This window comes from Pseudomonas sp. O230, from assembly GCF_045447035.1.
In the GTDB taxonomy this organism is placed as follows: Bacteria; Pseudomonadota; Gammaproteobacteria; order Pseudomonadales; family Pseudomonadaceae; genus Aquipseudomonas.
Genome location: NZ_JBJGXN010000010.1, coordinates 13,096 through 39,279 on the forward strand (window position 1 = coordinate 13,096; position 26,184 = coordinate 39,279).

Consider the following 26,184-nt stretch of genomic DNA (forward strand, 5'->3'; position numbering starts at 1 on the left):
ACTTATTTCACTTTGAAGGTGACGCTGCCAGTAATCGGATGGGTATCGGACGAAACCGCTCGCCATTCCACTTTGTAGGTGCCAGTTGTGAGAGGAGAGGCCGGGGTCAAGACCATGGTTTTAGGGTCGTTACTGCCGGCCACGCTGGCTTTCACACCCATAGGAGAGTTTGGCATGCCGGGCATGTCGGTCATGATCAACTTGGCTCCGGAAAACTGGGTAACCAGGTTTTCAGAAAAGTGCAGCTCAATCTTCGCGGGGGCTGGGCCGTTCCCGCCTTCAGCTGGAGTTGAAGACACCAGCTTAGGGTGAGCCTGGGCAACTGCACTGAGCAGAAGGCTGGATGAAAGAGCGACGGCCACAACACAGGATTTAAATACAGACATGCAAGGCTCCTCACAGCGCGTAGCTGTTGTAATGAGGTTAATTAATTATTTGGTGCCGCTTACTGGGATTTAGAACCACACCCGGACGCCAAGCACTAGACGTGCTTCGCTGCGGTCTTCGCCTTCCTCGCTGGCATAGTCAGCGGTTTTTCCATAAGAGCGATTCCAAGTCACACCTACGTAAGGTGCGAACTCTGGACGGATTTCGTACCGAAGCCGCAAACCCATCTCACTCTCGGACAGCCCCGAACCCACTCCACGTTTGGGATCGTTTTTGCCATAGAAATTAAATTCTGCCGTTGGCTGCAAAATCAGCTTATTGGTTAGAAGAATGTCGTAGTTCCCTTCTAAACGCGCTGCGGTCTGGCCCCCTTCACCCAGATAAGCAGTAGCCTGAGCCTCGAAATTGTAAAGCGCCAAGCCCTGGATACCGAAAGCCGCCCACGTTTGAGGGTCTTCTGGTTTGAAGTCTTGACGAACCCCGCCGACTAGATCCCACCAAGGGCTAATGGAATGCCCCCACAAAGCTTGAACCTCAGCTTTTTCAGTCTTCCCATTGGTGCGCTCGCCTTCGGAACGCAACCATAGACGATCAACATCTCCCCCAATCCAACCTTGGGCTTCCCAGTTCAATGCGCTTCCGTCGTCAGCATCCTGCCATTCCAATTTCTCAAATATAAAAAATGAGTTGAGGGCTGTGTCATGAACCGCGTGACCACCAGGGGACTTATAGACAGCGGCTCTGTCGGCATCAGTCAATTGCGGTATCGGCGTCCGGCTTTGGGTCTGCGGTTGTTGCTTGGCGGGCTGCATACCCTCCATTTTGCTGTGATCCATACCTTGCATCTGGCTGTGATCCATACCCTGCATCTGGCTATGATCCATGCCTTCCATCTTGCCGTGATCCATGCCCGGCATCTGGCTGTGATCCATGGTCTGCATCTGCCCGTCTTCGGTACCCTGGCTTGTTTCAGCGGCTGCCGGCAAGACAAAACCAGCGGCTAGAGCGACGGTAAATACAGCAGAGTGCATGCGAGTCCCGCAAAAATAATTGCTCATAGTCGACTCCTTATTCCTCTACACGCACTTCGCGGAACATCCCCATTTCCATGTGGTACAGGAGATGACAGTGATAGGCCCAGCGTCCCAGCGCATCGGCTGTCACTCGGTAGCTGCGCTTCGACCCTGGCGGCATATCAATGGTGTGTTTGCGTACAAGGAATTGCCCGTTTTCATCTTCAAGGTCGCTCCACATGCCATGCAAGTGGATGGGATGAGTCATCATGGTGTCGTTGACCAGAACGATCCGGACTCGCTCGCCGTATTTCAGTTTTAATGGCTCGGCGTCCGAAAACTTCACGCCGTTGAAAGACCAGGAAAATTTCTCCATATGACCGGTCAAGTGCAGTTCGATGGTTCGGCTTGGCTCACGGCCATCTGGATCATCAAACGTGCTCTTTAGATCAGAATAAGTCAGCACCTTTCGACCATTTTCGCGAAGGCCCATGCCAGGATCATCAAGCTTTGGTGACGTCGACATTGCCTGCATGTCGACGAGAGGATTGTTGGATTCTGTGGCTGGGTGCGACTGCATTTCTCCCATACCACTCATGCCGCCCATAGACATTTTGCTGTGATCCATCCCCGCCATGCTGTCCATGCCGGACATGTCTTGCGTAGCGCCATGGTTCATACCTTTCATGGCACCGCCGTCCATACCTGACATGCCCTCCATTGAACTGTCCCCTATACCGGCCATCGCGCCATGATCCATACCGGCCATACCCATGTCGGCCATGGTGACGAGAGGACGAGGGTCAAGCTCAGGTACTGGAGCGGCCAAGCCAGACCGGACGGCCAAGGTGCCTCTTGCGAACCCCGACCGATCCATCGACTGCGCAAACAGTGTGTAGGCGTCCTGAGTTGGTTCGACGATCACATCGAAAGTCTCGGCAGTGGCGATCCTGAACTCATCCACGCTCACAGGTTTGACATACTGGCCATCGGCAGCCACGACAGTCATCTTCAATCCCGGAATACGGACATCAAAGTAGCTCATGGCCGAACCATTGATGAACCTCAACCTAAGCTTTTCGCCAGGTTTGAAGGTGCCCGTCCAGTTGGAGTTCGGCGCGTGGCCGTTCATCAAGTAGGTGTATGTCGCGCCACTGACGTCTGCAATGTCAGTGGGATTCATCTTCATTTCGGCCCACATCTTGCGGTCAGCGACGGTGGCTGACCAACCTTTGTCAACTACGTCATGGATGAAATCACTGACTGTGCGCTTGTGGGTGTTGTAGTAGTCAGACTGCTTCTTCAGTGTTTTCATCATCGAAGCCGGATCTTCATCCGTCCAGTCGGTAAGCATCACCACGTATTCACGATCATACTCAAACGGCTCGGGCTCTTTCGCGTCGATTACCAGTGGGCCGTACACACCTACTTGTTCCTGGAAGCCGGAGTGGCTGTGATACCAGTACGTTCCGTTTTGCTTGACCTTGAATTGATAGACATACGTGCCGTCAGGCTCGATCCCATGGAAGCTAAGGCCCGGCACACCGTCCATATTCGCGGGGAGGATAATCCCGTGCCAGTGGATTGATGTCATATCCTTGAGGCGGTTCTTGACCCGCAAGGTCACGGTATCGCCCTCACGCCAGCGCAGCTGAGGCCCCGGAATCCCACCATTGATCGTCATGGCAGTCCGGGCATTCCCAGTGATATTTACCGGTGTCTCTCCAATAAAGAGGTCGAACTCTGTACCTGACAGGACATTAGTCTCGCCCAAGCTACGGGCCGCCCAAATAGGGGTATTCCAGAGGCCTAAGCCACCGAGAATCCCGCCTGCGGTGAGACCTTTCACAAAGGTGCGCCGAGAAGTTTTGGAATGCATACCGATTCATGTCCCGTCAGTCGGATGTCAGGTGCACGCACGCTGGCGTGTTCCCGAGGGTTCACGCTTTGGATAGCTAGTGCGCTTGATACATTGGAAGATGCCATAAGCCAGCAAACGGGGTGATTACATTTCCGTAAGCTGGGCGGTTCAGCAATCGTGAAAGGGGCTGTGCACCACAAGATGCTAGTAAAGGACGACAAAGAGGGGTAAACATCTGAAAGGTCGACGTAGACCATATAATTTTGACCACACCACAAGAGCCGACACCCGTTTGCATAAACTGATGTAGATCAACCTTGGCAATTCGATGTGCTGTATGTTGAAAAATCAAAACCCGCTAATCAGTACCGGAGATTCTCCATGTTCTGGTTTCGCCATCACCTGCTAACGTTCATACGCCTCGCATTCGTGCTGTGGGTGTTAGCGTTTGGTCTGGCAGCGACCCAGGGATGTCTGGCACAGCCCAGTCTCAATCCGGCTACAACTCATGTCTCGCTGAACACCGCGCAAGATCACGATAGCCACGACGCTCATGCTCTCGATTGCCTTCAGCATTGCGCTGATGCGGCGATAGCTATAAGTCCGTCGCTCCATCTTAAAATATTTGACCTGTCCAGTTGGACGTTTCTGCTCCTGATCCCTGCGTTGCTAATTTTATATCCCGCCAACCCCTTCGCTTTTGCCTTTCTTGCGTTACGGCGCCCGGCTCCCGCCAGACTGCCTGTACGTCTGATTTTCGTCCGTTTCAACGATTAATCCGACCTTCTGCGCGCCGATCTTCGGCGCACTGCCTGACTGCGCCAACCTGGCGCGGCTTGGTATTACCTGAGTTGTCCTCACCCTTTGGAGATTGCCATGAATATTTCATTGAAACTTATCCTCGCAGCCCTGCTCATGAGCAGCCCAGTCATCGCTTCGGCAGTCGATGAGCACCACCCGGAGGGGCAGACCGCGCCCGCCAAGACAAGCGAAGCAGCTACGCCGATGCAAAACAATGTCATGACCGAGCAAATGAAAAAAATGCAGGCTGCACACGACAAAGCAGCCGCCGCCAAGACCCCTGCCGAGCGACACGCTGCCATGCAGGAGAGCATGAAGACGATGAAGGACAGCATGGGCATGATGCAGAAGAACTGTCATGGCATGGGCATGGGCATGGGCATGGGCATGGGCATGGACGGCAACAAAGACGGCATGGAGATGGGAATGATGAACATGATGATGAAAATGATGGATCAGCAATCGAGCATGATGAACATGCCGATGAGCAAGTGACGCGCACAAGCCTGTAGGCAATACAGCGACGGTTTTACCTTAACCAATATGCCAAGGGTAAAACTGCCGCCCGTTAAACCTATACGACGTCTCACTAAACAGCACTCCCTCAGGAGTACAAAACCATGATGAATTCACCACATTCCGCTAACACCTCTCCAACATTTTGGAGGAGTAAACCCGGTATAGCGCTGGGCATGCTGCTGGTGATCGTGCTGTTCTATCTGGCAAGAGAACACTACGGCCATATGCTGGGTTTACTGCCTTATATGATTTTGCTGTTGTGCCCGCTGATGCATTTTTTCGGGCACCACCACGGTGGTCACAGTCATCACGGCGAAACCTCAGTCTCAACCAAGGATGCGAACAGGAGTTAGCTCATGCACACCCCTGAGGTTCGTCAAGAGCACGGCCCAATACAGAACTCTGAACCCCAACCCACCGGATCCCATGACCCGGTATGTGGCATGACCGTCAGTAACGACAGCCAGTTCAGCACGGAATATGAGGGGCAAAACTACCGGTTCTGCAGCCAGAAATGCCAAACGACCTTCAGGGCAGCGCCCGAGCGTTATCGAATATCCCAACTGAAAATTGAACAAACCCCTCAGACAACAGCAGAACCGTTAACGGGTGCCGCTGAATACACATGTCCCATGCATCCGGAAATTCGCCAGATCGGCCCCGGAGTCTGCCCTAAGTGCGGCATGACCTTAGAGCCGGTGATTCCCGAATTGGAGGAAGAAGAGAACTTAGAACTCAAGGACTTCACCCGGCGCTTCTGGTGGACATTGCCACTGACAGTGATCGTAACCGTGCTGGCTATGGGTGGCCATGCCCTGATGCTGTTCCATGGCACCACGCAAAATTGGGTCGAGCTGGGATTGGCTACACCCGTCGTGCTGTGGGCTGGCTGGCCGTTTTATGTGCGTGGTGTGCGTTCGGTGATTCAGCGAAGTCCGAACATGTGGACGCTAATCGGCCTCGGCACGGCGGCGGCCTTCCTTTACAGCGTCGTGGCCACCCTGACCCCCGATGTATTCCCCAGCAACTTCATGATGGAGGGCCGCATCGGTGTGTACTTCGAAGCGGCGGCTGTGATCATCTCACTGACCCTTCTCGGCCAGATGCTTGAACTCAAGGCTCGCTCGCAAACCTCGGCTGCCATCAAGTCGCTGCTTGGACTGGCACCCAAAGCTGCCCGACGGATCAATGCCGATGGCACGGAAGAAGACATCCCTCTGACACACGTACACAGCGGCGACACGTTACGTGTGCGACCGGGCGAAAAAGTGCCTGTCGACGGTCAGGTGTTGCAAGGCGAAAGCGCTGTAGATGAGTCGATGCTCACCGGCGAACCGATACCGATTATGAAGAGGGCCGGCGATGCGCTGATCGGCGCGACTCTCAACATCCACGGCAGTCTGGTGATGCAGGCGCAGAAGATAGGGTCGGCGACCTTGCTCGCACAGATTGTGCAGATGGTTGTGCAGGCACAACGCTCAAAAGCGCCGATGCAACGGCTGGCAGACGTGATTGCCAGTTACTTCGTGATTGTGGTGATAACTATCGCCGCGCTGACCCTACTCGGCTGGGGGCTGTGGGGGCCCGAGCCAAGTTGGGTGTTCGGACTGATCAACGCTGTCGCGGTCATGATCATCGCCTGTCCCTGTGCCCTTGGCCTAGCGACACCGATGTCAGTCATGGTCGCCACCGGGAAGGCTGCGGGCTGCGGCGTATTGTTTCGCGATGCCGCCGCCATCGAAAACCTGCGCAAGATAGACATCTTGATAGTCGACAAAACTGGCACCCTCACTGAAGGTCGACCAGCGTTCCATAGCGTCGAGGCCGTACCCGGATTTACTCAGGATGAAGTGTTGCGCCTGGCCGCAAGTCTCGATCAGGGCAGTGAGCATCCATTGGCCCACGCCATCGTCGAGCAGGCTCGTGCCGCAGGGCTAAAACTGGTCACGCCTGAAACCTTCGAGTCAGCCTCAGGTATCGGCGTAAGCGGTCAGGTGGAGGGTCGCCGCCTGATGCTAGGCAATACCGCGTTGATGCAGGAGGCCGGCGTTTCCACCGAGAGCTTGCAAGAACATGCCGAAAAGCTACGCGGCGACGGTACGAGCATCATGTACCTGGCAGTCGATGGCGCTCTGGCGGGTTTGCTGGCTGTTGCCGACCCCATCAAACCAACCTCGAAGCTGGCCGTCGAGCGTCTCCAGGCGGATGGCGTCAAGGTCATAATGGCCACTGGCGATGGTCTTACGACTGCTCGTTCGGTAGCTCGCCAGTTGGGCATCGAGGAGGTGCACGGCGAGGTCAAACCGCAAGATAAAGAACGTCTGGTGGCATCTCTGCAACAAGCCGGACACCGGGTGGCGATGGCCGGCGACGGCATTAATGATGCCCCCGCACTGGCTCGCGCAGATGTAGGTATCGCCATGGGCACTGGCACTGACGTGGCGATGAACAGCGCTCAGGTCACCCTGGTCAAGGGGGATCTGCTCGGTATCCTGCGTGCTCGCAGCCTGTCAGTCGCAACGGTGAGAAATATGCACCAGAACCTGACCTTCGCCTTTCTTTACAACGCCATGGGTATCCCACTGGCTGCCGGCTTGTTCTTTCCACTTACCGGTCACCTTCTGTCACCGCTCATTGCCGCACTGGCCATGAGCGTGAGCTCGGCGTCGGTAGTATTCAACGCCTTGCGTCTGCGCCAGGCTTCCATTGATTGAGTGAAAACGACCGCTTGACCTTGCCATGGCAGCAAGGTTGAGGATAAGCCAAGGCCGCAGAAAAGCCTCATGCGTCAGTCTTTCCATGATCAATTTTGTTGTGAGGAGTCACCAATGAAAACTGTTGAACTGCAAGTCCAGGGCATGAGTTGTGGTTCGTGTGTCAAACATGTCACCGAAGCGCTGCGCCCCCTTGAAGGAGTCAGTGACGTAACAGTGGATCTACAAGCCGGACGGGTGAAGGTCAGCGGCGATTCGCACAGCCATGCGCTGCTTGCAGCCCTGCAGGACGCGGGCTATCCAGCACAGCTAGCGACAGTGGAAAGCGTAGCGAGTAAGAAAACCTCGGGCTGTGGCGGGAACGGCGGTGGTTGCTGCTGTCGATAAACGCTCTGTTTAAAACTGGAGAACGCCCATGAGTACCAGACTGCTTATCGCTGTGCTCACGACCCTGCTTATGAACGGGGTCAGCGAAGGATGACGTCCTTGGTCACATTGGTCATCGAGTTTCTGACGGCGCATCCACAGGTCGCCTATCTGGCGGTGTTTCTTCTGGCACTTTCCGAGTCAATCCCGATTATCGGTGCCGTCGTTCCCGGCACAGCCGTAATCCTCGCACTCAGTGCCTTGGTGCCGAGCGGCGTATTATTGCTCTGGCCGTTGCTGGTCGCCGCCACGTTAGGTGCCATCGCGGGTGATGGTCTTTCGTTTTGGCTCGGGCATCGATACCACCGCGAGATTCTTGATATCTGGCCTTTTAGCCGCCACCCGGAACTGACTCAGAGCAGCGAGGCCTTTTTCGAGCGTCACGGCGCCAAGAGTGTATTTCTCGCGCGCTTCGTACCAGGCGTCCGGGCCTTCATCCCGCTCCTCGCCGGCATGATGGGAATGGCCGTCAATCGGTTTTATGTCGTCAATATTGCCTCGGCGTTTGCTTGGGCCCTGTCGCATATCCTGTCTGGCGTACTCGTAGGTGCGACGTTCAGCATTCTCGGAGCGGCCGCAAAGCCGCTCGCAATTTTGCTGGTGGTTCTCATGGCGGCGGGCTGGGCGCTCCTGCATATCGTGCGTTTGACGTTGCGTCGCGGTGTCCCTTACTTCATCGACGCACTGGGGCGGCTGAGGTACTGGGCCGGCACCCACGACACCTTGCTGAGCCGCAGTCTCACCCATTTACTCAATCCTTCGCAGCCTGAAGTACGGACTCTCGCATTGTCGGGTGTGCTTCTCGTCGGTGCAGCCTGGCTCTTCTTTGGCATCCTCGAAGATGTCGTCACCGGCGACCCATTGCTGCTCGCAGACAGCTCGATATACCACGCGCTTCAGGATCTTCGTACAGCACCAAGCGATGCGGTGATGATCGCTATTACAGAACTCGGCGACACCAAGGTTGTGGCGGCGGTCACGATCGTTGTCCTGGTGTGGCTGATATGGAAACGCGCCTGGCGTACAGCTACCTATTGGCTGGTTGCGATTGCCGGCGCTTCGGCGCTCAACACCGTCATCAAAGTAGCGTTGCATCGAGTTCGCCCCGGTGAACTTCTCTACTCAGGGTGGAGCGCGTTCTCCTTCCCTAGCGGGCATAGCACGGTCAATGTCGTGCTCTACGGTTTCCTCACTTTTCTCATCGCGCGTGAGATCCATGCGGCATGGCGCCTTGCGGTCGTTCTCGGCGCAGCAACCCTGATATTTCTGATTGCATTCTCGCGCCTCTACCTCGGTGCGCATTGGTTTTCCGACGTACTCGGGGGGCTGGCATTCGGAGCGGCGTGGCTGGCCCTGCTCGGCCAGTCCTTTCTGAGGCGCCAAGCCGGACGCATTGATCCAATGGGCCTATTCACCGCCGGATGTTCAGCACTGATTCTTGTCGGAGGACTCAATATCTATCGTAGCCATGCGACCGACAGTGACCGATATGCCGTCAACGAAAGAACTCCGTCCATGGCCACCACCGATTGGTGGGAGGCGGGTTGGCAGCAACTGCCGGTACGGCGTATTGATCTGATGGGCGAGACGAATGAGCCGCTGACGTTCCAGTGGGCCGGTGATCTGAAAGACTTGCAAGATGTCCTGCAGAAAAATGAGTGGCGTGACTCAGCGGACTGGACGCTATTGAATACCCTGAATTGGCTTTCTGTCCAAACCGACCCGGCATTTCTTCCAGTTATTCCATTTTTCGCCGGTGGTCGCCTCCCCAGTCTGACGTTTGTTCGACCGAGTGGTGCAGACGCACTTACCCGCTCACGCCTCGTGCTTCGAGTGTGGGTCGTCGATATCGAGCTCACGAACGGGCGTACTTCACCGCTGTGGATGGGATCAGTTGTGGAGGAGCGTTTCTATCATCCCCTATCCCTCGTCACGTTGACGTCGACACAGCATGGTATGAATGCGCCACGGAGCAAGCTAGCTGCCGTTTTTGACGATGGACGGCTCCTACCTCGAACCCTTGGGACGGCAGATGGGGATTGGGATGGCAAAGTCCTGTTAGCTCACCATGCTGAGCCTACTTACTACTGACACACGCTGTTCAACAAGTGAGCTGCTCAATCAGATCGAAATTCTTCAGCTCTTTGCCTAAGGAATTATTGTTTCTTAAGTAACAGTAAGAGCAAAGCTGTTGCGGCAAGAAATGCCCCCATGAGGAACGTACTGTCTGATCCAATGCTTTGCCATAGCCAGCCCGCAAGAACGCTGGCGATTAACATGCATACACCACTGACCAAATTGAAAATACCGAAGGCGGTGCCCTTGAGTTTTCCAGGCGCTTTATCGGCCACCAGCGAAGCAAGAATGCCTTGGCTGAATCCCATATGAAGCCCCCACAACGCAACGCCCAGCAGCATCGTGATGATAGAACTGGACTGAGCAAGCACCAGATCCGCTAAGACGAGTAATCCCATACCCACACAGAGCAGTTTCGTGCGACTGATACGATCAGATAGCCAACCGGCAGGGTAAGCGGACAACGTATAGAAAAGTGCCATTACTACCATCACCAACGGAATCCAGGTAACTGACAAGCCTAACTGTTGCGCCCGTAATACCAGAAACGCTTCACTAAACCGGGCAAGCGTAAACACCCCGCCCACGACAACAACCCACCAATACCCAACGGAGAAGTCGTGAAGGACTCTCCAATGAATTGGAGATCGAAATTTGTGTTCTCCGGAGTCGTGTATGGGCTCTTTTACTCCGGTGACAATGAGAGCCACCGCTATAGCTGCCGGAATCACTGCAACCCACAGTACAAGCTGTATATCTGCGAGCCACAACATCAGCAAGATGGCCAGAGCAGGGCCAAGAACGGCCCCGACGGTATCCATCGATTGACGCAACCCAAAGCAGGCCCCACGGATCTCTGGTGGCGAAACATCTGCGACGAGGGCATCTCGCGGTGCACCACGAATGCCTTTGCCGATACGATCCAGAAAGCGTGCTGTGAAGACCACTTCAACTGAGTGGGCCAGAGGAAAAAGCGGCTTGGTCAGGGCAGCCAAACCATACCCAAGCAACAGAAGCCCTTTGCGCCGACCAATAAAGTCGCTGATGGCGCCAGAGAATATCTTGACGAGCATGGCGGTCGACTCGGCGATCCCCTCGATTACCCCAACAGTCAATGCACTCGCACCTAATGTGGTGACCAAAAACACGGGAAGTAAGCTGTGTACCAACTCAGACGATAGATCCATAAACAGGCTGACAAAGCCCAACGCCCAGATCGTGCGCGGAATAGGAGGAGGCTCAGCTTTGGTACTTGAACATCCGCTACTCATATTTTCATCCTGTAATCATCGGCACCGAGAGGAGACTGAGGACGCTATTTAGCAGTGCATGTAGACGAACCAAACGCCCGCCAGGATTGCTTCCGAAATCAGGAAGATGAACACCGCTCCCCACGTTGCACACTGGGCGATTCAAGATCCAACGCAAGCATTCTAGGCTTTCCACTGCATCACTAACTTGATTTAGCGTAGTGACCACGACAGGCAGTAGGTAGCTGGTCACCAAAACGCTTTTCCACGCTTTCCAGCATCAAGTCGCGGATATCATCACCGCTGTACCCAGTCGGGCTCGCGACCCAGCCGATGGCCTCGCGATCACAGCAGTCCAGGGCGGAGGTGACGCTCAGTTTGGCGCCGTCCTCGCAGCGGAACTCAAAGCCGTCCGAGCACCAACGCGTATCGCTGGTTTTCACGGCAATACGGCCTTCGTGCCGACGCGGCACGCCGGGCTGTTTGATCCGGCGTTCAAGCAGCAGATTGTGATCACGCATGACCCGGTAAACCCGTTTCACGTTGATCGCGCGCAGCGACCGCTTTTCACGTGCACGACGCAGCAGTCCCCAGACGCGACGGTATCCATAGCTGGGCAGTTCGCTGACCTGTTTATCCGGCGATTCATTGAGCTGGATTTCGATCGCTTGAAGCTCCTTGATTTGAGTTTTGAGCTTGGCGATTTTCTCTTCCAGCCGCACGGCGCTGGGCTCGGACAACGCCGACTTGCAGGCCGATACCGGCCCCGGCGGCAGCTCGCCTTCATTATTGCGAGCCTGCGGATCGGTCAAATACTCGGCCTGATTAGGAGAGGCGCTCGTGGCTGGCGATCAGCGTTTCATCGTCGATGTCCACGATCCGAAAACGATACAGACGGCTGCTGACCCACTGGCCGACTCGCTCACAAGGCACCGAATAGCGATTTCGCGCCACGCTATCAGGCAGGTGCTGGAAACCCTTACGGTGCGCTCGACGTAGCCATCAAAGGCTGAAGGCATCGGCATCATTTCGACCCGTTCCAGCTCCAAAACTTCCGCCACTGTTAGTCCGTTGTACTGCGGATGCAGCAGCTCGCACCAGAGCGCACGACAGCGTTGGCCGAGCCAGGCATTCAGTTCCTCGAAGGTGTGGAACATGCAGTTTTGAGCGTCAAGCCAAATGCGTCGTCTGCTGTCTTGCACGTTCTTTTCAACGATGCCTTTTTCCCAGCCCGAGGCGACATTGCAGACGTCCGGATCGTACAGGTAGCGTGCTCACATCACGGAAAACCGAGCATTGACCGTGCGGCCTTTGCCCTTGTTAACCTTGTCGACAGCCGTTTTCATGTTGTCGTAGATGCCGCGACGTGGCACCCCACCTAATGCACCGAACGAGCGCGTATGGGCATCGAACAGCATCTCGTGGCCTTGGCTGGGATACGCAACCAACCACAACGCGCGACTGGCGCACAGCTTCATGTGGGAGACCTGGATGCGTCGAAACAGGCCTCTGATTAGCAGCCCTTCTTCGCTCCAGTCAAATTCAAAAGCTTCACCGAGCGCAAACGTCAGCGGTACAAAAGCGCGTAAAGACTTGCCTTGCTCACCTCGCCACGAGCTCACAAACGCCGTGAGCTGGCTGTAGCCGCCTTCATAACTCTCGGCCTTGATCTGCAAGAAAAGTGCTTTGGCGCTTCTGCGATTGTGCTTTGCCCGGAACGAATCGACTTTCAGCGCCTGTTCCAGCGTGTCGTGGAAAGGGCTGAGATTGTTGAAGGTCGCGTACCACTGGTACGCCGGCTGAGTGGCTTCGGGCGCTCTGACCCATTTTCGGATGGTGTTTCTCGACAGCCCTTTACGCTTGGCTATCTGGTGCAGCGAGAGCTGGACGCGGAAGTACATCCGCCGGATTTTCCCCAACATTTCAATGCTGATCACCCTGTGTTCTCCTGCTCTGAAAGTGAGCAGAAGCAGTTGAACACCTGGGTCAGTTTTCGGTCGGCAGAACAGTCTTTACTGGGTCAGTTTTCGGTCAGCGGCGACAGGGGCTGGTGCCGATGTCCCCATAAACCACGCCGACAGCGGCGACGAGCATGCCCACACTTGACGTTTTAGATGTGGAGTCTTCGTTTGCAACGGTCGCTGTTTCACTCAAGGGGCGGTTCTCTCAATTTTCGGGGAGTACTGCACGCCATCCTTGGGCAATACATTTTCCAGGATAGGGAGTATGAGCAAGCCAAGTCACGGGGGCCTGATCCAGATCAGATTCAAACGCCGTCAGTGGCGTACAAAGGAATGAACTGTGTGGTTCATCACCACGCACCGACCTTTTGGACCGAATGGAGGAACACCCCATGCTCACCGTTAAAGACCACAATGATCGAGCCGTCGCAGCCTATGCCGCGGTCACCGGTAAATACTGGATCGAAGCGCTCAAAGACGGTCGCCACGTGTTGATCCGTCCCCTGGCGGAACAGGACCGCGACCGCGAATACGCTTTCATCAAGCGCCTGTCTCCCGAATCCCGGCACATGCGCTTTCTCGCGCAGATCAGCGCACCCGGAGCCGCCCTGCTCAACCAATTGATGGACACCGATAACAAACAACGCACGGCCTACGTCGCGCTGGTCCATGAAAATGGTCAGCTGATCGAGATCGGCGTAGCTCGCTACGCTGCCGTCCGGGAAAGTGAGTGCGAATGCGCGGTGACGGTCGCCGATGAATGGAACCACCTGGGCCTGGGCTCGGCGTTGATGGAGCATTTGATCAAATCCGCTCGCAAGAACGGTTTTCGCCAGATGTATTCTGTGGACGCCTCCAGCAATACTCCGATGCGCGATCTGGCCAAAGCACTGGGTTTCGAGACGCACAGCGATCCTGACGACACCCGTCAGGTCATTCACCGGCTTTACCTGTAAAAAATCGCCCTGTGATATTCCGGCCAACGGTCCATCACGGGGCAATTCAGGATTGGAGCCCCCTGCCCGGCTTGATCGCCAACACACTGCACGGCGCGCGATGCAAGAGTTGTTCAGCTGTGGTGCCCAGGAGCTTGTTCAACCCCTTGTGCTGTACCGTCCCGATCACGAACACGATCACTTCAGCCCGGTGCTCAGCCGCAAAATCACAGATCTCCGACAGCGGCGCGCCCTCGATGAAATGACGACGATCCGGCGGTACGCTATGCCGTTCGGCAAGCGCGGCAAACGTCTCGTGTTGTGCGGCACCCAGCGCTTGATAGATTCCAGTGGCCAGCGGCAGCGCGCCCATGCCCATGTCCCGGGTGTACACGGCCGTCCAGGCATACACATGCACCAGTTCAAGCCTGGCGTCACATTGTTCGGCCAGCTTCAACGCGGTGTCGATGATCTGGTCGTTGAACACCGAATCCTGTTCTTCGCTGCGCAGCACATCGACAATCGCCAGCACGGGGCCTGTTTTACCTGGCAAGGTCTGTTCGGCGGACCTCCCTTGGGTGACGTACCAACGACAAGTCGAATTTACTGACTACACCTTCTGAGGCCACTGAGCTTCGACGACTGGGGTGTCGACCGTCATGAATCGACGGCTGACAGTCCCATACAGGGTCCATCCGAGCATGGTGACAATACCGCCCAACATCATTGCATCGGCACCGGAGCTATAGAGCGCGTAGTAGCTATAGGCAGCCGCGATATAGGCAATGCTATTGGTAAGCATGGCCTTGCGAGGAGTGACACCAGCAGCCTTCTGAATGGTCATCAGGGCGGCCATCGACATCAAATACGGAACCAGGTTGGTCACGACCGCCAGGTTGACGATCATGTCGAACTGTTTGCTCAGGTCCGGGCTGATGGTCATCAGCGTCAACACACTCTGACAGACCACCAGCACCAGCATGCCGACGATAGGTGTGCCGGACTTGGTCGTCTTGGCGAAAATCTTCAGGAAATAGCCGACATCGGCCGAGCTTTTGAACACCTGGGCAATGGTGAACTGCCAACCGAGCAGCGAACCGATACAGGCAATGATCATCAGCCCCATGACAATGTTGCCTATCAGTGGCGTGAACATGGTGGCGAACGCCAGCCCGAATGGCGCGGTGGAGGCCGCTAGGTCCATGTTCGGTACAATCCCGGCGATTACGTTCGTCGACGCGATATAGATGACCGCCGCACCGATGGTCCCGCCCAGTACCGCGATCGGCACATTGCGCTCCGGGTTTTCCACGGCGTCGGTGTTCGCACACGCCGATTCGAGGCCGAGAAAGGCCCACAGGGTTATCGAGATCGATGCGCCAACTGCATGGAAAATCGGCATGTCGTGTGGGTTCCAGGCGGCGACGTACAGCGATGAGTCGAACCAGAACCAGCCCAGTATCGAAACCCCCAGCACCGGAATGATGACGCCCATGATGGTGACATTGCCGATCTGGCCGGTAATGTGCGGGCCGCCGAAGTTGGCGATAGTGGTCAACCACAGCAGCACCACGGTAGCTACCGCAACGCCGATCGGCGTCAACGTCACATGGAACAACTCCGTCGCATACCCTACCGCGGTAATCGCGATGGCAACGTTGGCGATCAGCAGCGACACGCCATAGGTGTAGTTGGACATGAAGTTGCCGGAGCGACCAAAGGCGTATTCGGCATACCCTCCCATACCTCCAGGCTTGCGGCTGAAACGCCCGCACTTGGCGAAGGCATAGGCCAGGGCCAGCGAACCGAGTGCCGTCACGATCCACGAGAAAATAGATATCGTGCCCACCTGCGCTAGCTTGGACGGCAGCAGGACGATGCCCGACCCCAGCATGTTGATGGCCGTCAGCACGGTGAGTTGCACCACGCTCATCTTCTTCACAATAGTTCCCATATTTGACTCCAAAAACGCCCCTTCGCGGAACGCTGCATTGCGGATAGACGAATACCGGGATGATTTTCCAGTGCCCTCTCAGGAGCAGTTTTACTGCTTGATGACGTATCCATACGCTCGAATGCGACCACTCTCTTCGGTCTTGAGGTAAACACCCTGTAATTCGGGATTGAAGCCAGGCAAGCAATTGATTGCATCCTGTAGCGCCAGGAAATAGCTCAGCGCCGCACCCGACCACACTTCACCCGGGACCACGCACAGCACTCCCGGCGGATACGGTAGAGCACCCTCGGCGGCGATTCGTCCCTTGGCGTCTTCGAGTGCGATCAGTTCCACTTTGCCGCGCACGAACTCGAGATTCGCCTCGCGGGGGTCCATTACCACTGTGGGCATGTGAGCTTTGCGGAACATGTCCTTTTGCAATTGTTTGACGTTATGTCCTGCGTAGAGCTGGTGCATTTCCAGGCACAACTGGCGGATGCTGTAGTCCTTGTAGCGGGCTTCGTGGGCGCGATAGATCCCCGGCAATACCTCGGCCAGTGGCGCGTCGTCGTGGATAAAACGCTCGAAGCGCGCGATCTGCGCAACCAGGTGCTGCATCTTGGCCTGGCTTTCAGCTGGCGTGAGCAAGAACAGAATGGAGTTCAGGTCGCTTTTTTCCGGGACCATCCCGTACTGGCGCAAGAACGTGGCGAGGACTCCGGCATGGATGCCGAACTCCGTGTATTCGCCCGTCGTCGCATCAATGCCCGGGGTGGTGAACAGTAATTTGCACGGATCGATGAAGTATTGATTCTCGGTATAGCCCTCAAAGGCGTGCCAGCGCTCCTCGGGATGAAACATGAAGAACCGCCGGTTAGTGGCTATTTCATCGGTTGGATAATCCTGCCAGTAACGCCCGTCGATGGTCGGTGGCACGAACGGCCGGATCAAGGTGCAGTTGTCCATCACCAGTTTTCGGGCTTCAATGCCGGCGCGAACGCATTCGTCCCAAAGCCGGTGACCACTGCGACCGCTGTGCATCCGCGCATTGACATCGAGTGAGGCAAACAGTGGGTAAAACGGGCTGGTGGAGGCCTGGGCCATGAACGCGTTGTTCAGCCGATGATGATTGCAGTAGCGCTCCTGGCCTTTGATGTGGCGATCCTTTTTATGGATCTGCGACGCCTGGGAGAAACCCGCCTGCTGCTTGTGAATTGACTGAGTGACGAAGATGCCGGGATCGCCTGGCCCAAGTTCGAGCAGCATCGGCGAGCAGTCCTTCATCATCGGAATGAACTGCTCATAGCCGACCCACGCCGAGTCGAAGAGGATGTAGTCGCACAGATGGCCGATGCTATCGACTACCTGCCGGGCGTTGTAGATGGTGCCGTCGTAGGTGCCCAACTGAATCACGGCCAGCCGGAATGGTCGGGGATCGTCGGCCTTGCCTGGCGCAACCCGGCGCAATTCGTCGCGCAGGTAGGTTTCGTCAAAACAGTGCGCATCGATACCGCCGATGAAGCCATAGGGGTTACGCGCGGTTTCCAGGTACAGCGGTGTAGCACCGGCTTGAAACAAGGCGCCCTGATGGATTGATTTGTGATTGTTGCGATCAAACAGCACGACATCGCCCGGCGTCAGCAAGGCGTTGGTCACGACCTTGTTCGACGCTGAAGTGCCATTCAAGACAAAATAGGTCTTGTCCGCGTTGTAGACTTTCGCGGCACGCTTTTGCGCTTCCAGCGGCGCCCCTTCATGGATGAGTAAATCGCCCATTTCCACGTCGGCGTTACAGCGGTCGGCACGAAACAGTTTCTCGCCAAAGAAGTCGAAGAATTGGCGACCCGCCGGGTGCTTGCGAAAGAACTGTCCACCCTGATGCCCCGGGCAAGCAAACGTCGAATTACCGCGCTCGACATAGTGCTTTAGCGCACCGAAAAACGGTGGCAGCAATGCTTCCTCATATTGACTGGCCGCCGTTTCCAGTTTGTCGCCGTAGTACTCGGCCTTCCCGGTGCCCAAGTCGAACACTCCGCTGATTTGCAGCAGGACATGTTCAATGCTTGGCAGGTTTTCCCGAGACAGTTCGTCCTTGGCGCTAACGGCAAAGAAGATCGGGATATCGAATCCGGATCGACTGATGACATCGAGCAAACCGTTTTGAACATCCGCGCCGGTAATCACTGCGGCGGCAACATCCGTCAGGTCGGTTTGAGAAAAGTCCACGACCTCGCGCGAGGTTAAAAAACTGCTGCGTGAGGCTGCGTTAGCGACCACTTTTAGTTTATTCACCGATTTTATCTCTGTGGAAAGCCTGAGCGCCCAGTGCCGGAACCTGCACCTGGGTTGTTATGCAGCGGACCAGATAACGCCCCTCCTCCACTTCAACGCCATGGGTGTCATGAGTGAACCCGGGGAAATGCCGGTCAAAGCTTTCCAGCGCCTTGAGGTAGCCAAGTACCACACCATCGGCGGCGCCAGCGTTCTCACCCGGCATCAACAATGGAATACCCGGCGGATAAGGCACGACGGCAGTCGCCACGGTACGGCCCGCCATATTGTCGAGGGACACAATTTCCACGTTGCCGCGTACCAGTTGTTCATAGGCCATCACCGGGCTCAGATCCGGTACCGGTAGCATCGAAAATGCGTGAGACATCGTTTCGGTGGTGCGCAACTCGACCATCGCCACAAACATGGTTTCACAGAGGTCACGTAGCCCCATGCTCTGATAACGTTGCGGATATGCGGCTAACAGCCCCGGCAGTACTCGATCTATAGGAGCGTTGGCGTCGTAATCGCGCTTGAAGTCGAGCAATGCGTTGACCAGCGTCCCCCACTTGCCCTTGGTGACGCCGATGGAGAACAGCACCAGAATGGTGAAATCGGTGGTTTTCTCGACAACGATGCCCTGCCGGTCCAGGTAGGCCGTGACCACTTGGGCAGGTATACCCCGCTCGCTCATGCCGCCGCCAGGCAGAATGCCCGGCGTGGTAATCGAGACCTTGATCGGGTCGAGCAGGCAATAGCCATCCTCTATATCGCCAAAGCCATGCCAGGCGGCATTGGGCTTGAGGATCCAGCAAGCCGGGTCGCTCGCCAGCAAGGCCTCGTCGGCGAGATGAAAAGATAGGGTCTGGCCTGTCTCGGGCAAAGTCACCGTATCCGGTTGCCAGACATTGAAAAACCACTCGCTGCGGCCTTGAAATTCGCCATTGAGCCGGGCGAGCATGCGCCGAAAGGCAATCGCCTCGCGGATGGCATCGCCTGTCAGGGCCTTGCCGCCCGGGCCGTCCATCATCGCGGCGCTGACATCGTTGGAGGCGATGATGGCGTAATTTGGCGAAGTCGAAGCATGCATCATGAACGACTCGTTGAATCGCGCATGATCGATAGGACGCCGGCCGTCTCGAACGTGAATCATTGAGGCCTGGGACAACGCTGCCAGTAATTTGTGAGTGGACTGGGTGGCGAACACCGTCGGCCGGTCCGGACTGTGATCGGCTGGCTCGCCATGCATGGCGAAGCGTTCGCGATAAATCGGATTGAAGCGCGCATAGCCGAACCAGGCTTCGTCGAAATGCAGGCGGTCGACGCTTGCGCCCAGTAGCTCTTCGACTCGCGACACGTTGTAGCAGAGGCCGTCATAGGTAGAGTTGGTGATGATCGCGTGCATCGGCGTCGGGTCGATCCCATCACTCACCAGCGGGTTGTTGGCGATGCTCTCGCCGATCGCCTCAACGGTCAGGTGCTGCGGGGGTATTGGCCCGATCAAACCGTAATGGTTACGCAACGGCACCAGATAAGTCGGTATCGCCCCAGACATCGTCATGGCGTGCTCGACCGACTTATGGCAGTTGCGGTCACACAGGGTGACCTGGCCACGGGTCACGCTGGCCATCAGGATCACCCGATTGGAGGTCGAAGAGCCGTTGGTGACATGGTAGGTGCGATGGGCGCCGAAGACCCTGGCCGCATACACTTCGCTGGCGCCAATGGGCCCGGAGTGGTCGAGCAACGAACCGAGTTCAGCGACGGAAATCGACAAGTCAGAACGGAACAGGTTTTCACCAAAAAAATCGAAGAACGCGCGTCCCACTGTCGATTTCAAAAAGGCGGTGCCACCGGTATGCCCCGGGGTGTGCCAAGAGTATTCATAGACTTGAGAAAAACGTACCAACGCACCGAACATCGGCGGCAATAACTCGTCTCGATAGCGCTGGATGGCTGCGATGATTCGCCCACCGATAAAGACGCTGGTGTCTTCCAGCAGCCAAATGAAATCATCCGATTTCTGCATGGCATCCAGCGCAATGGTGGCTGCACTGCTGCGGTCGGCCAGGAGAAAAATCGGCACCGCTTCACTGCGTTCGCGCACGGCATCCAGCACGCTCATGGCGATCTCATGGCTGTCGTCCAGACTCAGGTCCCAATCGAGCAGCACACATTGCACCATCGGATCGGAGTGGATGATGGCAATCGCATCCAGCGCCGATTGCGCCAATATGACTTCCACCTGACGCCCTTCCAATACTTGGGCTAACTCTCTCACCGCGCGGCCTGCCGCCGTTTTATTCGAAAGTTCTTCATGTATGAGTAAGGCTTTCATTCCGAGACGTCGTTGCTGCTCAAGGGGCATCGCAACCTCCAGATTGGATAGATGAAGCCGGGAGCGAGTCAAGATTCTAATTTCGTAGTCAATTGCGCAGGTGTATGTAATCGACGGCGAACTATAATCAACGACAGCGCCATACTTCGGAATATTGCACTGCGAAATACCGCTGGAATTTATTTAATTGTTTTCCGTACGGTGTGTCCGGGATAAACCGTGGTTACAGCTATTAGGTGAGCGTTATCGCAAACCCCCTGTCATTTACCGTTTACCGTTTACCGCTTGACTTCGACCAGAGGAAAAATAAAAAGAGCAAAGCTTGTCGGTAGATGCTTTTTATCCCGCAACAGCCAACTCAGAAAACATTACATTAATTGCGAAACGGTATGAAAAAATATTTGACTGTTGGGCTTGAACGCCCACTTTTCAGAAATTCGCGCCGAAAATCACATTGACAGCCAATACTGCTTTTTCCCCATAACTCTTTTCCTTCCCCGCAATCATAATGTGCGCGTTTAACTCAGGAAAGCATCGGAATTTACTCACGCAATACCATTTAAAACCAAGGTTCGACCATAAGAAAACAGCGCTTAATCTTTAGAGCTGGCACCGTCATGAGTAAATATACTCAGATCATTCATCGAACCCTTCTTTCATTGCTAAACCTTGTTGGTATCAGCCTCGCTGACAAAACGTTTCAAGCAGCGGTAAATCCATGATTTCGACGTTACGGCCTTCAAAAGTCATAAGCCGTAGATCGCGCAGCCGCGCAATGGCTCGGCATATCGTTTCGGATCTGACGCCAATGGAGGATGCAATATCCTCGCGCGACATACGCAGGTGGAAGCAGTGCGCGGAATAACCCCTCAGTGCAAAACGCCTGGAGAGACCGAGCACGAAGATTGCCAAGCGTTTTTCCGCATTGCAATGCCCCAGAGTGATCAACATGTTCTGGCTGCGGATAATTTCCCGGCTCAGCATTCTGTTCAAGCTCAACTGCAACAGGGGTAAATCCCGAGCGAGACGTTCCAACCGATGATAGGAAATCAGGTTGACTTCACTGTCTTCGAGTGCCGAGGCTGTGCATACATGACGCTCTCCAGTGATTGCTTCTAACCCGATCGGTTCGCCGGACATTGCGAAACCCGTAACAAGGCTATGTCCTTGCTCGCTGACAAGAATGGTTTTAAAACTTCCGACCCGGACAAAATACAAATACTGCGAAGAACCGCCTGCTTGGTATAGGTCAGCGCCTTTGGCAATACGCACTTTGTGAATGATTAATTCGTCAAACCGCTCACGGTCCTCATCGGAGCATTTTGACGACAAAAAAAGGTCATGAATTGCGCTTTGATCAAGGGCTTTTATCGAAGGGTAAGGACGCGAAAAAAATGGCGTCAACGGCCTCGTTTGTTCGGTATTGATCAGCATCATTCACACTCCAGCATTTATCGCGCGGCAATCAGGCAACCCATCAGCAGCGGCGTTACCCGAAGGCCGGCGTCAGGTTGAGTTCATGAATGATTTCGTTATCGCCAGTAGCCGGGTAGCGGCTATGAAACCCAAGGCTGCGCGCGAGGCGATGCATGCCGAAGTTGTTTGTCTGATGAATCGACATCATTTTTTTGAAGCCATTGCGTTGCGCCGCAACGATCAAGTGTTCCATCAATAGCGTCCCAATGCCTTGACGTTGCCAGCGATCCGCGACAACGACTGCACACTCACATTGCTGGACATCGGCAGAGTCGGCATAACGGCTGATCCCGATTTCAGTAAGATGCCCATTTTCGTGAACCATCGCGATGTAAGCCATTCGATTGCGATAATCCACGTCCATCATCTGGTCCAGAAGCGACACGTTCTCGTGCCCCATCGCCCCGAAAAAACGGGTGCGAAACGACTCGGCAGACATTTGGTTAATGAACTCGAACTCGAGTTGGCGATCTTGCTCATGCAGCGGACGGATGAGTACGTGGGAGCCATTGTCCAAAGCTTCAATCCAATGCTCATCGGGTGACTCGTGACCCAGCGCCGCAAGAATTTTTTCTACTGCATAGTCAGTCAACATAATGAGTGCCTGTATCAAGGAATGAAAAAATAGCGTCAGGTGATGAGTTGCCAGGTATGGCGGGCAATTTCTTCGTCTTCCTGAGAAGCAAAAACTCGCACCGCACAAATGGATTCAGAGGTACTTATCAGGTCACTGCCCAACTGATTCAGCGCGCTGTCCAGGGACAGGCCGGTCCAGGCCAGCCCTTCACAAATCTGCGCGCGTACCTGGGCATCGTTTTCGCCAATCCCGCCGGTGAAGACCAGCGCGTCGATACCGCCAAGCACCGCGATCATTGCAGCGATCTGCTTGTAGGCCGAATAACAGAACATCTCGATCGCCAGGCGGGCGTCTGCCTGAGTTGGGGACGCAATCTTAAGTGTGCGCATGTCAGCGCTAAGTCCAGAAATACCCAGCAAACCGGATTGTCGATCAACCAACTCCTCGACCGCCGCCGCATCAAGTCCTTTCTGGCGTATCAGGTAAATGAGAACCCCGGGGTCCAGGTCGCCGCTGCGGGTGCTCATGATCATTCCACCGCTGGGGGTCAATCCCATGCTGGTGTCTACTGACTGACCTGCACGTACCGCGGTGATGCTCGCCCCGTTACCCAAGTGGGCGATGATCAGACGCTCGGGCAGCCTGGACCCGAACCGCCGGACAATGGACTCGCAAGACAACCCGTGAAAGCCATAGCGCTGGATCCCCTGCCTAAAAAGTTGTTTGGGCAATGCCAGGACATGGGCTACCGCGGGCATTTGTGCGTGAAATCCCGTGTCAAAACACACCACCTGCGCAACTTGCGCAAAATGCCTGATGGTTTCATCAATGACCGACAGTGCCAATGGAAGGTGTAATGGCGCAAAGTCGGTCACCTGTTGCAGTTGCTCGAGTACCTGCTGGTTGATAACGCAGGGTTGTCGTAACGCCGGGCCACCATGCACGATGCGATGCCCGATGCCATCCAATGGACCTAATCGCAGCTGCTCCAGCAAGCGTTCAATCTCATGCAACGCATGCTCCGTTGTGAGCATGGGCATAGGGTGTCCAACTAACGGTTGCTGGTGTGCGTCGATCGCGTTAAAGGTTGAGGCCGGTGTACCGAGCGCCTGTGCCTCACCTGACATCAGTCGCTGTACTTGATCAAACGTGATTCGATAAACACCGAACTTGAGTGAGGACGAACCAATGTTCAACACCAGAATCAGTCGCTTGCGGCCGGTTGTTCGCTCACCATCCGTTTCGATATTCGGCCGGTTCAGACTGTCCATTGCCAATCCCGCACATGCGGCAGGTCTTCGCCATGCTCACTGATGTAACGCTTGTGCCACTCGATCATCGTCCAGTAGCGCTCTCGCGCACGATCAACTTCATTACGCAGTCGCGGGATCCGTTCAATAGCGTCCAGAGCCAACTGATAACGGTCCAGGTTGTTGAGCACCACCATGTCGAATGGTGTCGTAGTCGTGCCTTCGTCACAGAAACCACGTACATGAAAATTGTCATGATTGGAACGTTTGTACGTCAACTTGTGAATCAGTGCGGGGTATCCGTGAAAGGCGAAAATCACCGGCCTGTCGTTGGTAAATAATTCGTCGAAATCATTGTCCTGCAGGCCATGGGGATGCTCGCTATTGGGCTGCAAAACCATAAGATCAACCACGTTGACCACCCGAATTCGTATATCGGGGATGTACTCGCGCAACAGCGTCACGCTGGCGAGTGTTTCGAGGGTCGGGACGTCACCGGCGCAAGCCATGACAACATCCGGACCGTCCGGCCCCTCAGTCCCCGCCCAACTCCATATTCCCACCCCGGCAGTGCAATGGCGAACGGCGGAGGGCATGTCCAGCCACTGCCACTCCGGTTGTTTGCCGGCAATGATCAGGTTGATGTAGTCGTGGCTGCGCAAGCAATGATCGGTGACTGACAGCAAGCAATTGGCATCCGGCGGCAGGTAGATGCGCACCGTGTCGGCCTTCTTGTTGGCCACGTGATCGATGAAGCCGGGGTCTTGATGCGAAGAGCCGTTGTGGTCTTGACGCCAGGTGTGTGAAGTCAGTAGGTAGTTAAGCGACGCGACCGGCTTACGCCACGCAATGGCCTTGGATTCTTTGAGCCACTTCGCGTATTGGTTGAACATTGAGTCGATGATGTGGATGAACGCTTCATAGCAGGAAAACAGGCCGTGGCGCCCGGTCAACAAATAGCCCTCAAGCCACCCTTGGCACAGGTGTTCGCTCAAGACCTCCATCACTCGTCCATCGGCGCTGAGGTTGAGATCGACCTCTTCAATCTCAGCCATCCAGGCTTTGCCGGTCACTTGATAGACCGCGTCCAGACGATTCGATGCTGTCTCGTCAGGCGCGAACAGCCGAAAATTGCCGAACTCAAGATTGCGTTGCATAACATCACGCAAATAGTTACCCAGTACGCGAGTCGCTTCAGCCCTGAACGCACCGGGTCGGTTAACGGGGACGGCATAATCGTGAAAGTGTGGCAGCGACAATGGACGCAGCAACTCTCCCCCGTTGGCGTGAGGGTTGGAACCCATCCGCTGATGACCGGTCGGGGCCAGTTCAGCCAGCTCGGCACGAAGCTGGCCGTTTTTGTCGAACAGCTCTTGTGGCCGATAGCTGCGTAGCCACGACTCAAGCTGTTGCAGATGTTCAGGTTTGCTGAAGTCGGCAATCGGCACCTGGTGTGCACGCCAGGTGCCTTCGACTGGCAGCCCGTCGACACACTTGGGCCCGGTCCAGCCTTTGGGGGTGCGCAAGATAATCATCGGCCACGTCGGCCGTTGCGGTTTTTCACCTTTGGGTGCCTGGCGGGAAGCCGCCTGAATGTCGCGAATGCTCTGCATAACGATATCGAGCGTGGCCGCCAGTGCTTGATGCACCAGCAACGGATCATCGCCCTCGACGAGATAAGGCTCATAGCCATAACCCCGCAGGAGCGCGATCAATTCCTCATGAGGGATACGTGCCAACACACTTGGGTTGGCAATCTTGAAACCGTTGAGATGCAGAATGGGGAGTACGGCTCCATCGCGAATCGGATTGAGGAATTTGTTCGAGTGCCAACTGGCCGCCAGCGCGCCAGTTTCGGCTTCACCATCACCAATCACGCAGGCAACAATCAACTGTGGATTGTCGAAAGCCGCCCCGAAGGCATGCACCAAGGAGTAACCCAGCTCACCTCCTTCATGGATGGATCCGGGTACTTGCGCCGAGACGTGACTGGAAATCCGGTTTGGCCAGGAAAATTGACGGAAGAGCCTGCACAGCCCGTTGCGATTGCGCTCGATGGCTGGATAACGCTCGGTATACGAGCCCTCAAGGTAGGTCTGCGCAACAATACCGGGGCCGCCATGGCCAGGCCCCGCAATGAAAATCATGTCGAGGTCAAAAGCTTTGATCACCCGATTGAGGTGCACATAAAGCAAATTCAAACCCGGCGTTGTCCCCCAATGGCCCAGCAGTCGTGGCTTTAGGTGTTTAAGTAACAAGGGCACTTCAAGCAGGGGGTTGTCTTGCAGGTAAATCTGCCCGACGGACAGATAGTTGGCTGCCCGCCAATAGGCATCCATGTCCTGCAACTGTTGTGTAGTAAGTCCTTGGCGCATTGCTTTCTCCTTAGCGGA

At 55.6% G+C, this 26,184-nt stretch carries 18 protein-coding genes and 3 pseudogenes; 7 read left to right on the forward strand and 14 right to left on the reverse strand.

The genetic code is table 11. From position 1 onward, the window contains the following. Positions 1-2 precede the first annotated feature (2 nt). The 3 genes from copC to ACI77H_RS21565 all read right to left on the reverse strand — a co-directional run bounded on the left by copC (position 3) and on the right by ACI77H_RS21565 (position 3,279). Positions 3-386, reverse strand: a complete 384-nt coding sequence (gene copC, locus ACI77H_RS21555) for a copper homeostasis periplasmic binding protein CopC (RefSeq protein WP_046482334.1) — start codon at positions 384-386, stop codon at positions 3-5. A gap of 69 nt (positions 387-455) precedes the next feature. Beyond that, a complete protein-coding gene (locus ACI77H_RS21560; protein WP_407013739.1) occupies positions 456-1,445 on the reverse strand; it encodes a copper resistance protein B in 990 nt (329 codons plus the stop codon). Positions 1,446-1,455: 10 nt separating this feature from the next. Next, positions 1,456-3,279, reverse strand: coding sequence for a copper resistance system multicopper oxidase (locus tag ACI77H_RS21565; protein ID WP_407013740.1), 1,824 nt, complete (start codon positions 3,277-3,279; stop codon positions 1,456-1,458). Positions 3,280-3,642: 363 nt separating this feature from the next. Here ACI77H_RS21565 and ACI77H_RS21570 point away from each other — a divergent pair, with 363 nt between their 5' ends. The 6 genes from ACI77H_RS21570 to ACI77H_RS21595 all read left to right on the forward strand — a co-directional run bounded on the left by ACI77H_RS21570 (position 3,643) and on the right by ACI77H_RS21595 (position 9,812). Next, complete coding sequence (locus ACI77H_RS21570; protein WP_407013741.1) at positions 3,643-4,038, forward strand: hypothetical protein; 396 nt, start codon at positions 3,643-3,645, stop codon at positions 4,036-4,038. 99 nt (positions 4,039-4,137) lie between these two features. Next, on the forward strand, positions 4,138-4,557 hold the full coding sequence (locus ACI77H_RS21575) for a hypothetical protein (RefSeq protein WP_407013742.1): 420 nt from the start codon (positions 4,138-4,140) through the stop codon (positions 4,555-4,557). 125 nt (positions 4,558-4,682) lie between these two features. Further along, on the forward strand, positions 4,683-4,934 hold the full coding sequence (locus ACI77H_RS21580) for a DUF2933 domain-containing protein (protein ID WP_172791742.1): 252 nt from the start codon (positions 4,683-4,685) through the stop codon (positions 4,932-4,934). 90 nt (positions 4,935-5,024) lie between these two features. Then, complete coding sequence (locus ACI77H_RS21585) at positions 5,025-7,295, forward strand: heavy metal translocating P-type ATPase (RefSeq protein WP_407013743.1); 2,271 nt, start codon at positions 5,025-5,027, stop codon at positions 7,293-7,295. A gap of 114 nt (positions 7,296-7,409) precedes the next feature. After that, complete coding sequence (locus ACI77H_RS21590; protein WP_407013744.1) at positions 7,410-7,682, forward strand: heavy-metal-associated domain-containing protein; 273 nt, start codon at positions 7,410-7,412, stop codon at positions 7,680-7,682. A 90-nt stretch (positions 7,683-7,772) separates the two neighbouring features. Continuing rightward, entirely contained in the window at positions 7,773-9,812 is a 2,040-nt protein-coding gene (locus ACI77H_RS21595) for a VTT domain-containing protein (protein ID WP_407013745.1), read from the forward strand. A gap of 65 nt (positions 9,813-9,877) precedes the next feature. On the opposite strand, the gene ACI77H_RS21600 is transcribed toward ACI77H_RS21595, so the two are convergent. The 3 genes and pseudogenes from ACI77H_RS21600 to istA form a co-directional block, all read right to left on the reverse strand. Beyond that, positions 9,878-11,068 (reverse strand): MFS transporter, encoded by a 1,191-nt coding sequence (locus ACI77H_RS21600; RefSeq protein WP_407013746.1) that lies wholly within the window; start codon positions 11,066-11,068, stop codon positions 9,878-9,880. A gap of 227 nt (positions 11,069-11,295) precedes the next feature. Continuing rightward, a pseudogene (locus tag ACI77H_RS21605) lies at positions 11,296-11,769 on the reverse strand (hypothetical protein); the annotation flags it as partial. Positions 11,770-11,878: 109 nt separating this feature from the next. Next, positions 11,879-12,975 (reverse strand): annotated as a pseudogene (gene istA / locus ACI77H_RS21610) (IS21 family transposase); the annotation flags it as partial. Positions 12,976-13,400: 425 nt separating this feature from the next. Between istA and ACI77H_RS21615 the strand changes: the two are divergent. Next, complete coding sequence (locus ACI77H_RS21615; protein WP_407013747.1) at positions 13,401-13,964, forward strand: N-acetyltransferase family protein; 564 nt, start codon at positions 13,401-13,403, stop codon at positions 13,962-13,964. Between the two features lie 46 nt (positions 13,965-14,010). On the opposite strand, the pseudogene ACI77H_RS21620 reads toward ACI77H_RS21615, so the two are convergent. The 8 genes and pseudogenes from ACI77H_RS21620 to ACI77H_RS21655 all read right to left on the reverse strand — a co-directional run. Then, positions 14,011-14,475 (reverse strand): annotated as a pseudogene (locus tag ACI77H_RS21620) (universal stress protein); the annotation flags it as partial. Between the two features lie 78 nt (positions 14,476-14,553). Then, positions 14,554-15,897 (reverse strand): putrescine-ornithine antiporter, encoded by a 1,344-nt coding sequence (potE, locus tag ACI77H_RS21625; protein ID WP_407013748.1) that lies wholly within the window; start codon positions 15,895-15,897, stop codon positions 14,554-14,556. A 90-nt stretch (positions 15,898-15,987) separates the two neighbouring features. Next, positions 15,988-18,171: an ornithine decarboxylase gene (locus ACI77H_RS21630; protein WP_407013749.1), complete on the reverse strand. Its 2,184-nt coding sequence runs from the start codon at positions 18,169-18,171 to the stop codon at positions 15,988-15,990. After that, positions 18,164-20,518 (reverse strand): Orn/Lys/Arg decarboxylase N-terminal domain-containing protein, encoded by a 2,355-nt coding sequence (locus tag ACI77H_RS21635; protein ID WP_407013750.1) that lies wholly within the window; start codon positions 20,516-20,518, stop codon positions 18,164-18,166. The genes ACI77H_RS21630 and ACI77H_RS21635 overlap by 8 nt, the downstream gene beginning before the upstream one ends. A 648-nt stretch (positions 20,519-21,166) precedes the next feature. Further along, on the reverse strand, positions 21,167-21,925 hold the full coding sequence (locus tag ACI77H_RS21640) for a helix-turn-helix domain-containing protein (protein ID WP_407013751.1): 759 nt from the start codon (positions 21,923-21,925) through the stop codon (positions 21,167-21,169). Positions 21,926-21,977: 52 nt separating this feature from the next. Further along, on the reverse strand, positions 21,978-22,559 hold the full coding sequence (locus ACI77H_RS21645; RefSeq protein WP_407013752.1) for an N-acetyltransferase family protein: 582 nt from the start codon (positions 22,557-22,559) through the stop codon (positions 21,978-21,980). 35 nt (positions 22,560-22,594) lie between these two features. Beyond that, positions 22,595-23,812: an acetate/propionate family kinase gene (locus ACI77H_RS21650; RefSeq protein ID WP_407013753.1), complete on the reverse strand. Its 1,218-nt coding sequence runs from the start codon at positions 23,810-23,812 to the stop codon at positions 22,595-22,597. Beyond that, positions 23,800-26,166, reverse strand: a complete 2,367-nt coding sequence (locus ACI77H_RS21655) for a phosphoketolase (RefSeq protein ID WP_407013754.1) — start codon at positions 26,164-26,166, stop codon at positions 23,800-23,802. The genes ACI77H_RS21650 and ACI77H_RS21655 overlap by 13 nt, the downstream gene beginning before the upstream one ends. Between the last annotated feature and the right edge of the window lie 18 nt (positions 26,167-26,184).

Excerpts from the sequence above, each read along its gene's own strand:
- copC (WP_046482334.1), bottom strand. The coding sequence starts at position 386 with ATGTCTGTATTTAAATCCTGTGTTGTGGCCGTCGCTCTTTCATCCAGC.
- ACI77H_RS21560 (WP_407013739.1), bottom strand. The coding sequence starts at position 1,445 with ATGAGCAATTATTTTTGCGGGACTCGCATGCACTCTGCTGTATTTACC.
- ACI77H_RS21565 (WP_407013740.1), bottom strand. The coding sequence starts at position 3,279 with ATGCATTCCAAAACTTCTCGGCGCACCTTTGTGAAAGGTCTCACCGCA.
- ACI77H_RS21570 (WP_407013741.1), top strand. The coding sequence starts at position 3,643 with ATGTTCTGGTTTCGCCATCACCTGCTAACGTTCATACGCCTCGCATTC.
- ACI77H_RS21575 (WP_407013742.1), top strand. The coding sequence starts at position 4,138 with ATGAATATTTCATTGAAACTTATCCTCGCAGCCCTGCTCATGAGCAGC.
- ACI77H_RS21580 (WP_172791742.1), top strand. The coding sequence starts at position 4,683 with ATGATGAATTCACCACATTCCGCTAACACCTCTCCAACATTTTGGAGG.
- ACI77H_RS21585 (WP_407013743.1), top strand. The coding sequence starts at position 5,025 with ATGACCGTCAGTAACGACAGCCAGTTCAGCACGGAATATGAGGGGCAA.
- ACI77H_RS21590 (WP_407013744.1), top strand. The coding sequence starts at position 7,410 with ATGAAAACTGTTGAACTGCAAGTCCAGGGCATGAGTTGTGGTTCGTGT.
- ACI77H_RS21595 (WP_407013745.1), top strand. The coding sequence starts at position 7,773 with ATGACGTCCTTGGTCACATTGGTCATCGAGTTTCTGACGGCGCATCCA.
- ACI77H_RS21600 (WP_407013746.1), bottom strand. The coding sequence starts at position 11,068 with ATGAGTAGCGGATGTTCAAGTACCAAAGCTGAGCCTCCTCCTATTCCG.
- ACI77H_RS21615 (WP_407013747.1), top strand. The coding sequence starts at position 13,401 with ATGCTCACCGTTAAAGACCACAATGATCGAGCCGTCGCAGCCTATGCC.
- potE (WP_407013748.1), bottom strand. The coding sequence starts at position 15,897 with ATGGGAACTATTGTGAAGAAGATGAGCGTGGTGCAACTCACCGTGCTG.
- ACI77H_RS21635 (WP_407013750.1), bottom strand. The coding sequence starts at position 20,518 with ATGCCCCTTGAGCAGCAACGACGTCTCGGAATGAAAGCCTTACTCATA.
- ACI77H_RS21640 (WP_407013751.1), bottom strand. The coding sequence starts at position 21,925 with ATGATGCTGATCAATACCGAACAAACGAGGCCGTTGACGCCATTTTTT.
- ACI77H_RS21645 (WP_407013752.1), bottom strand. The coding sequence starts at position 22,559 with ATGTTGACTGACTATGCAGTAGAAAAAATTCTTGCGGCGCTGGGTCAC.
- ACI77H_RS21650 (WP_407013753.1), bottom strand. The coding sequence starts at position 23,812 with ATGGACAGTCTGAACCGGCCGAATATCGAAACGGATGGTGAGCGAACA.
- ACI77H_RS21655 (WP_407013754.1), bottom strand. The coding sequence starts at position 26,166 with ATGCGCCAAGGACTTACTACACAACAGTTGCAGGACATGGATGCCTAT.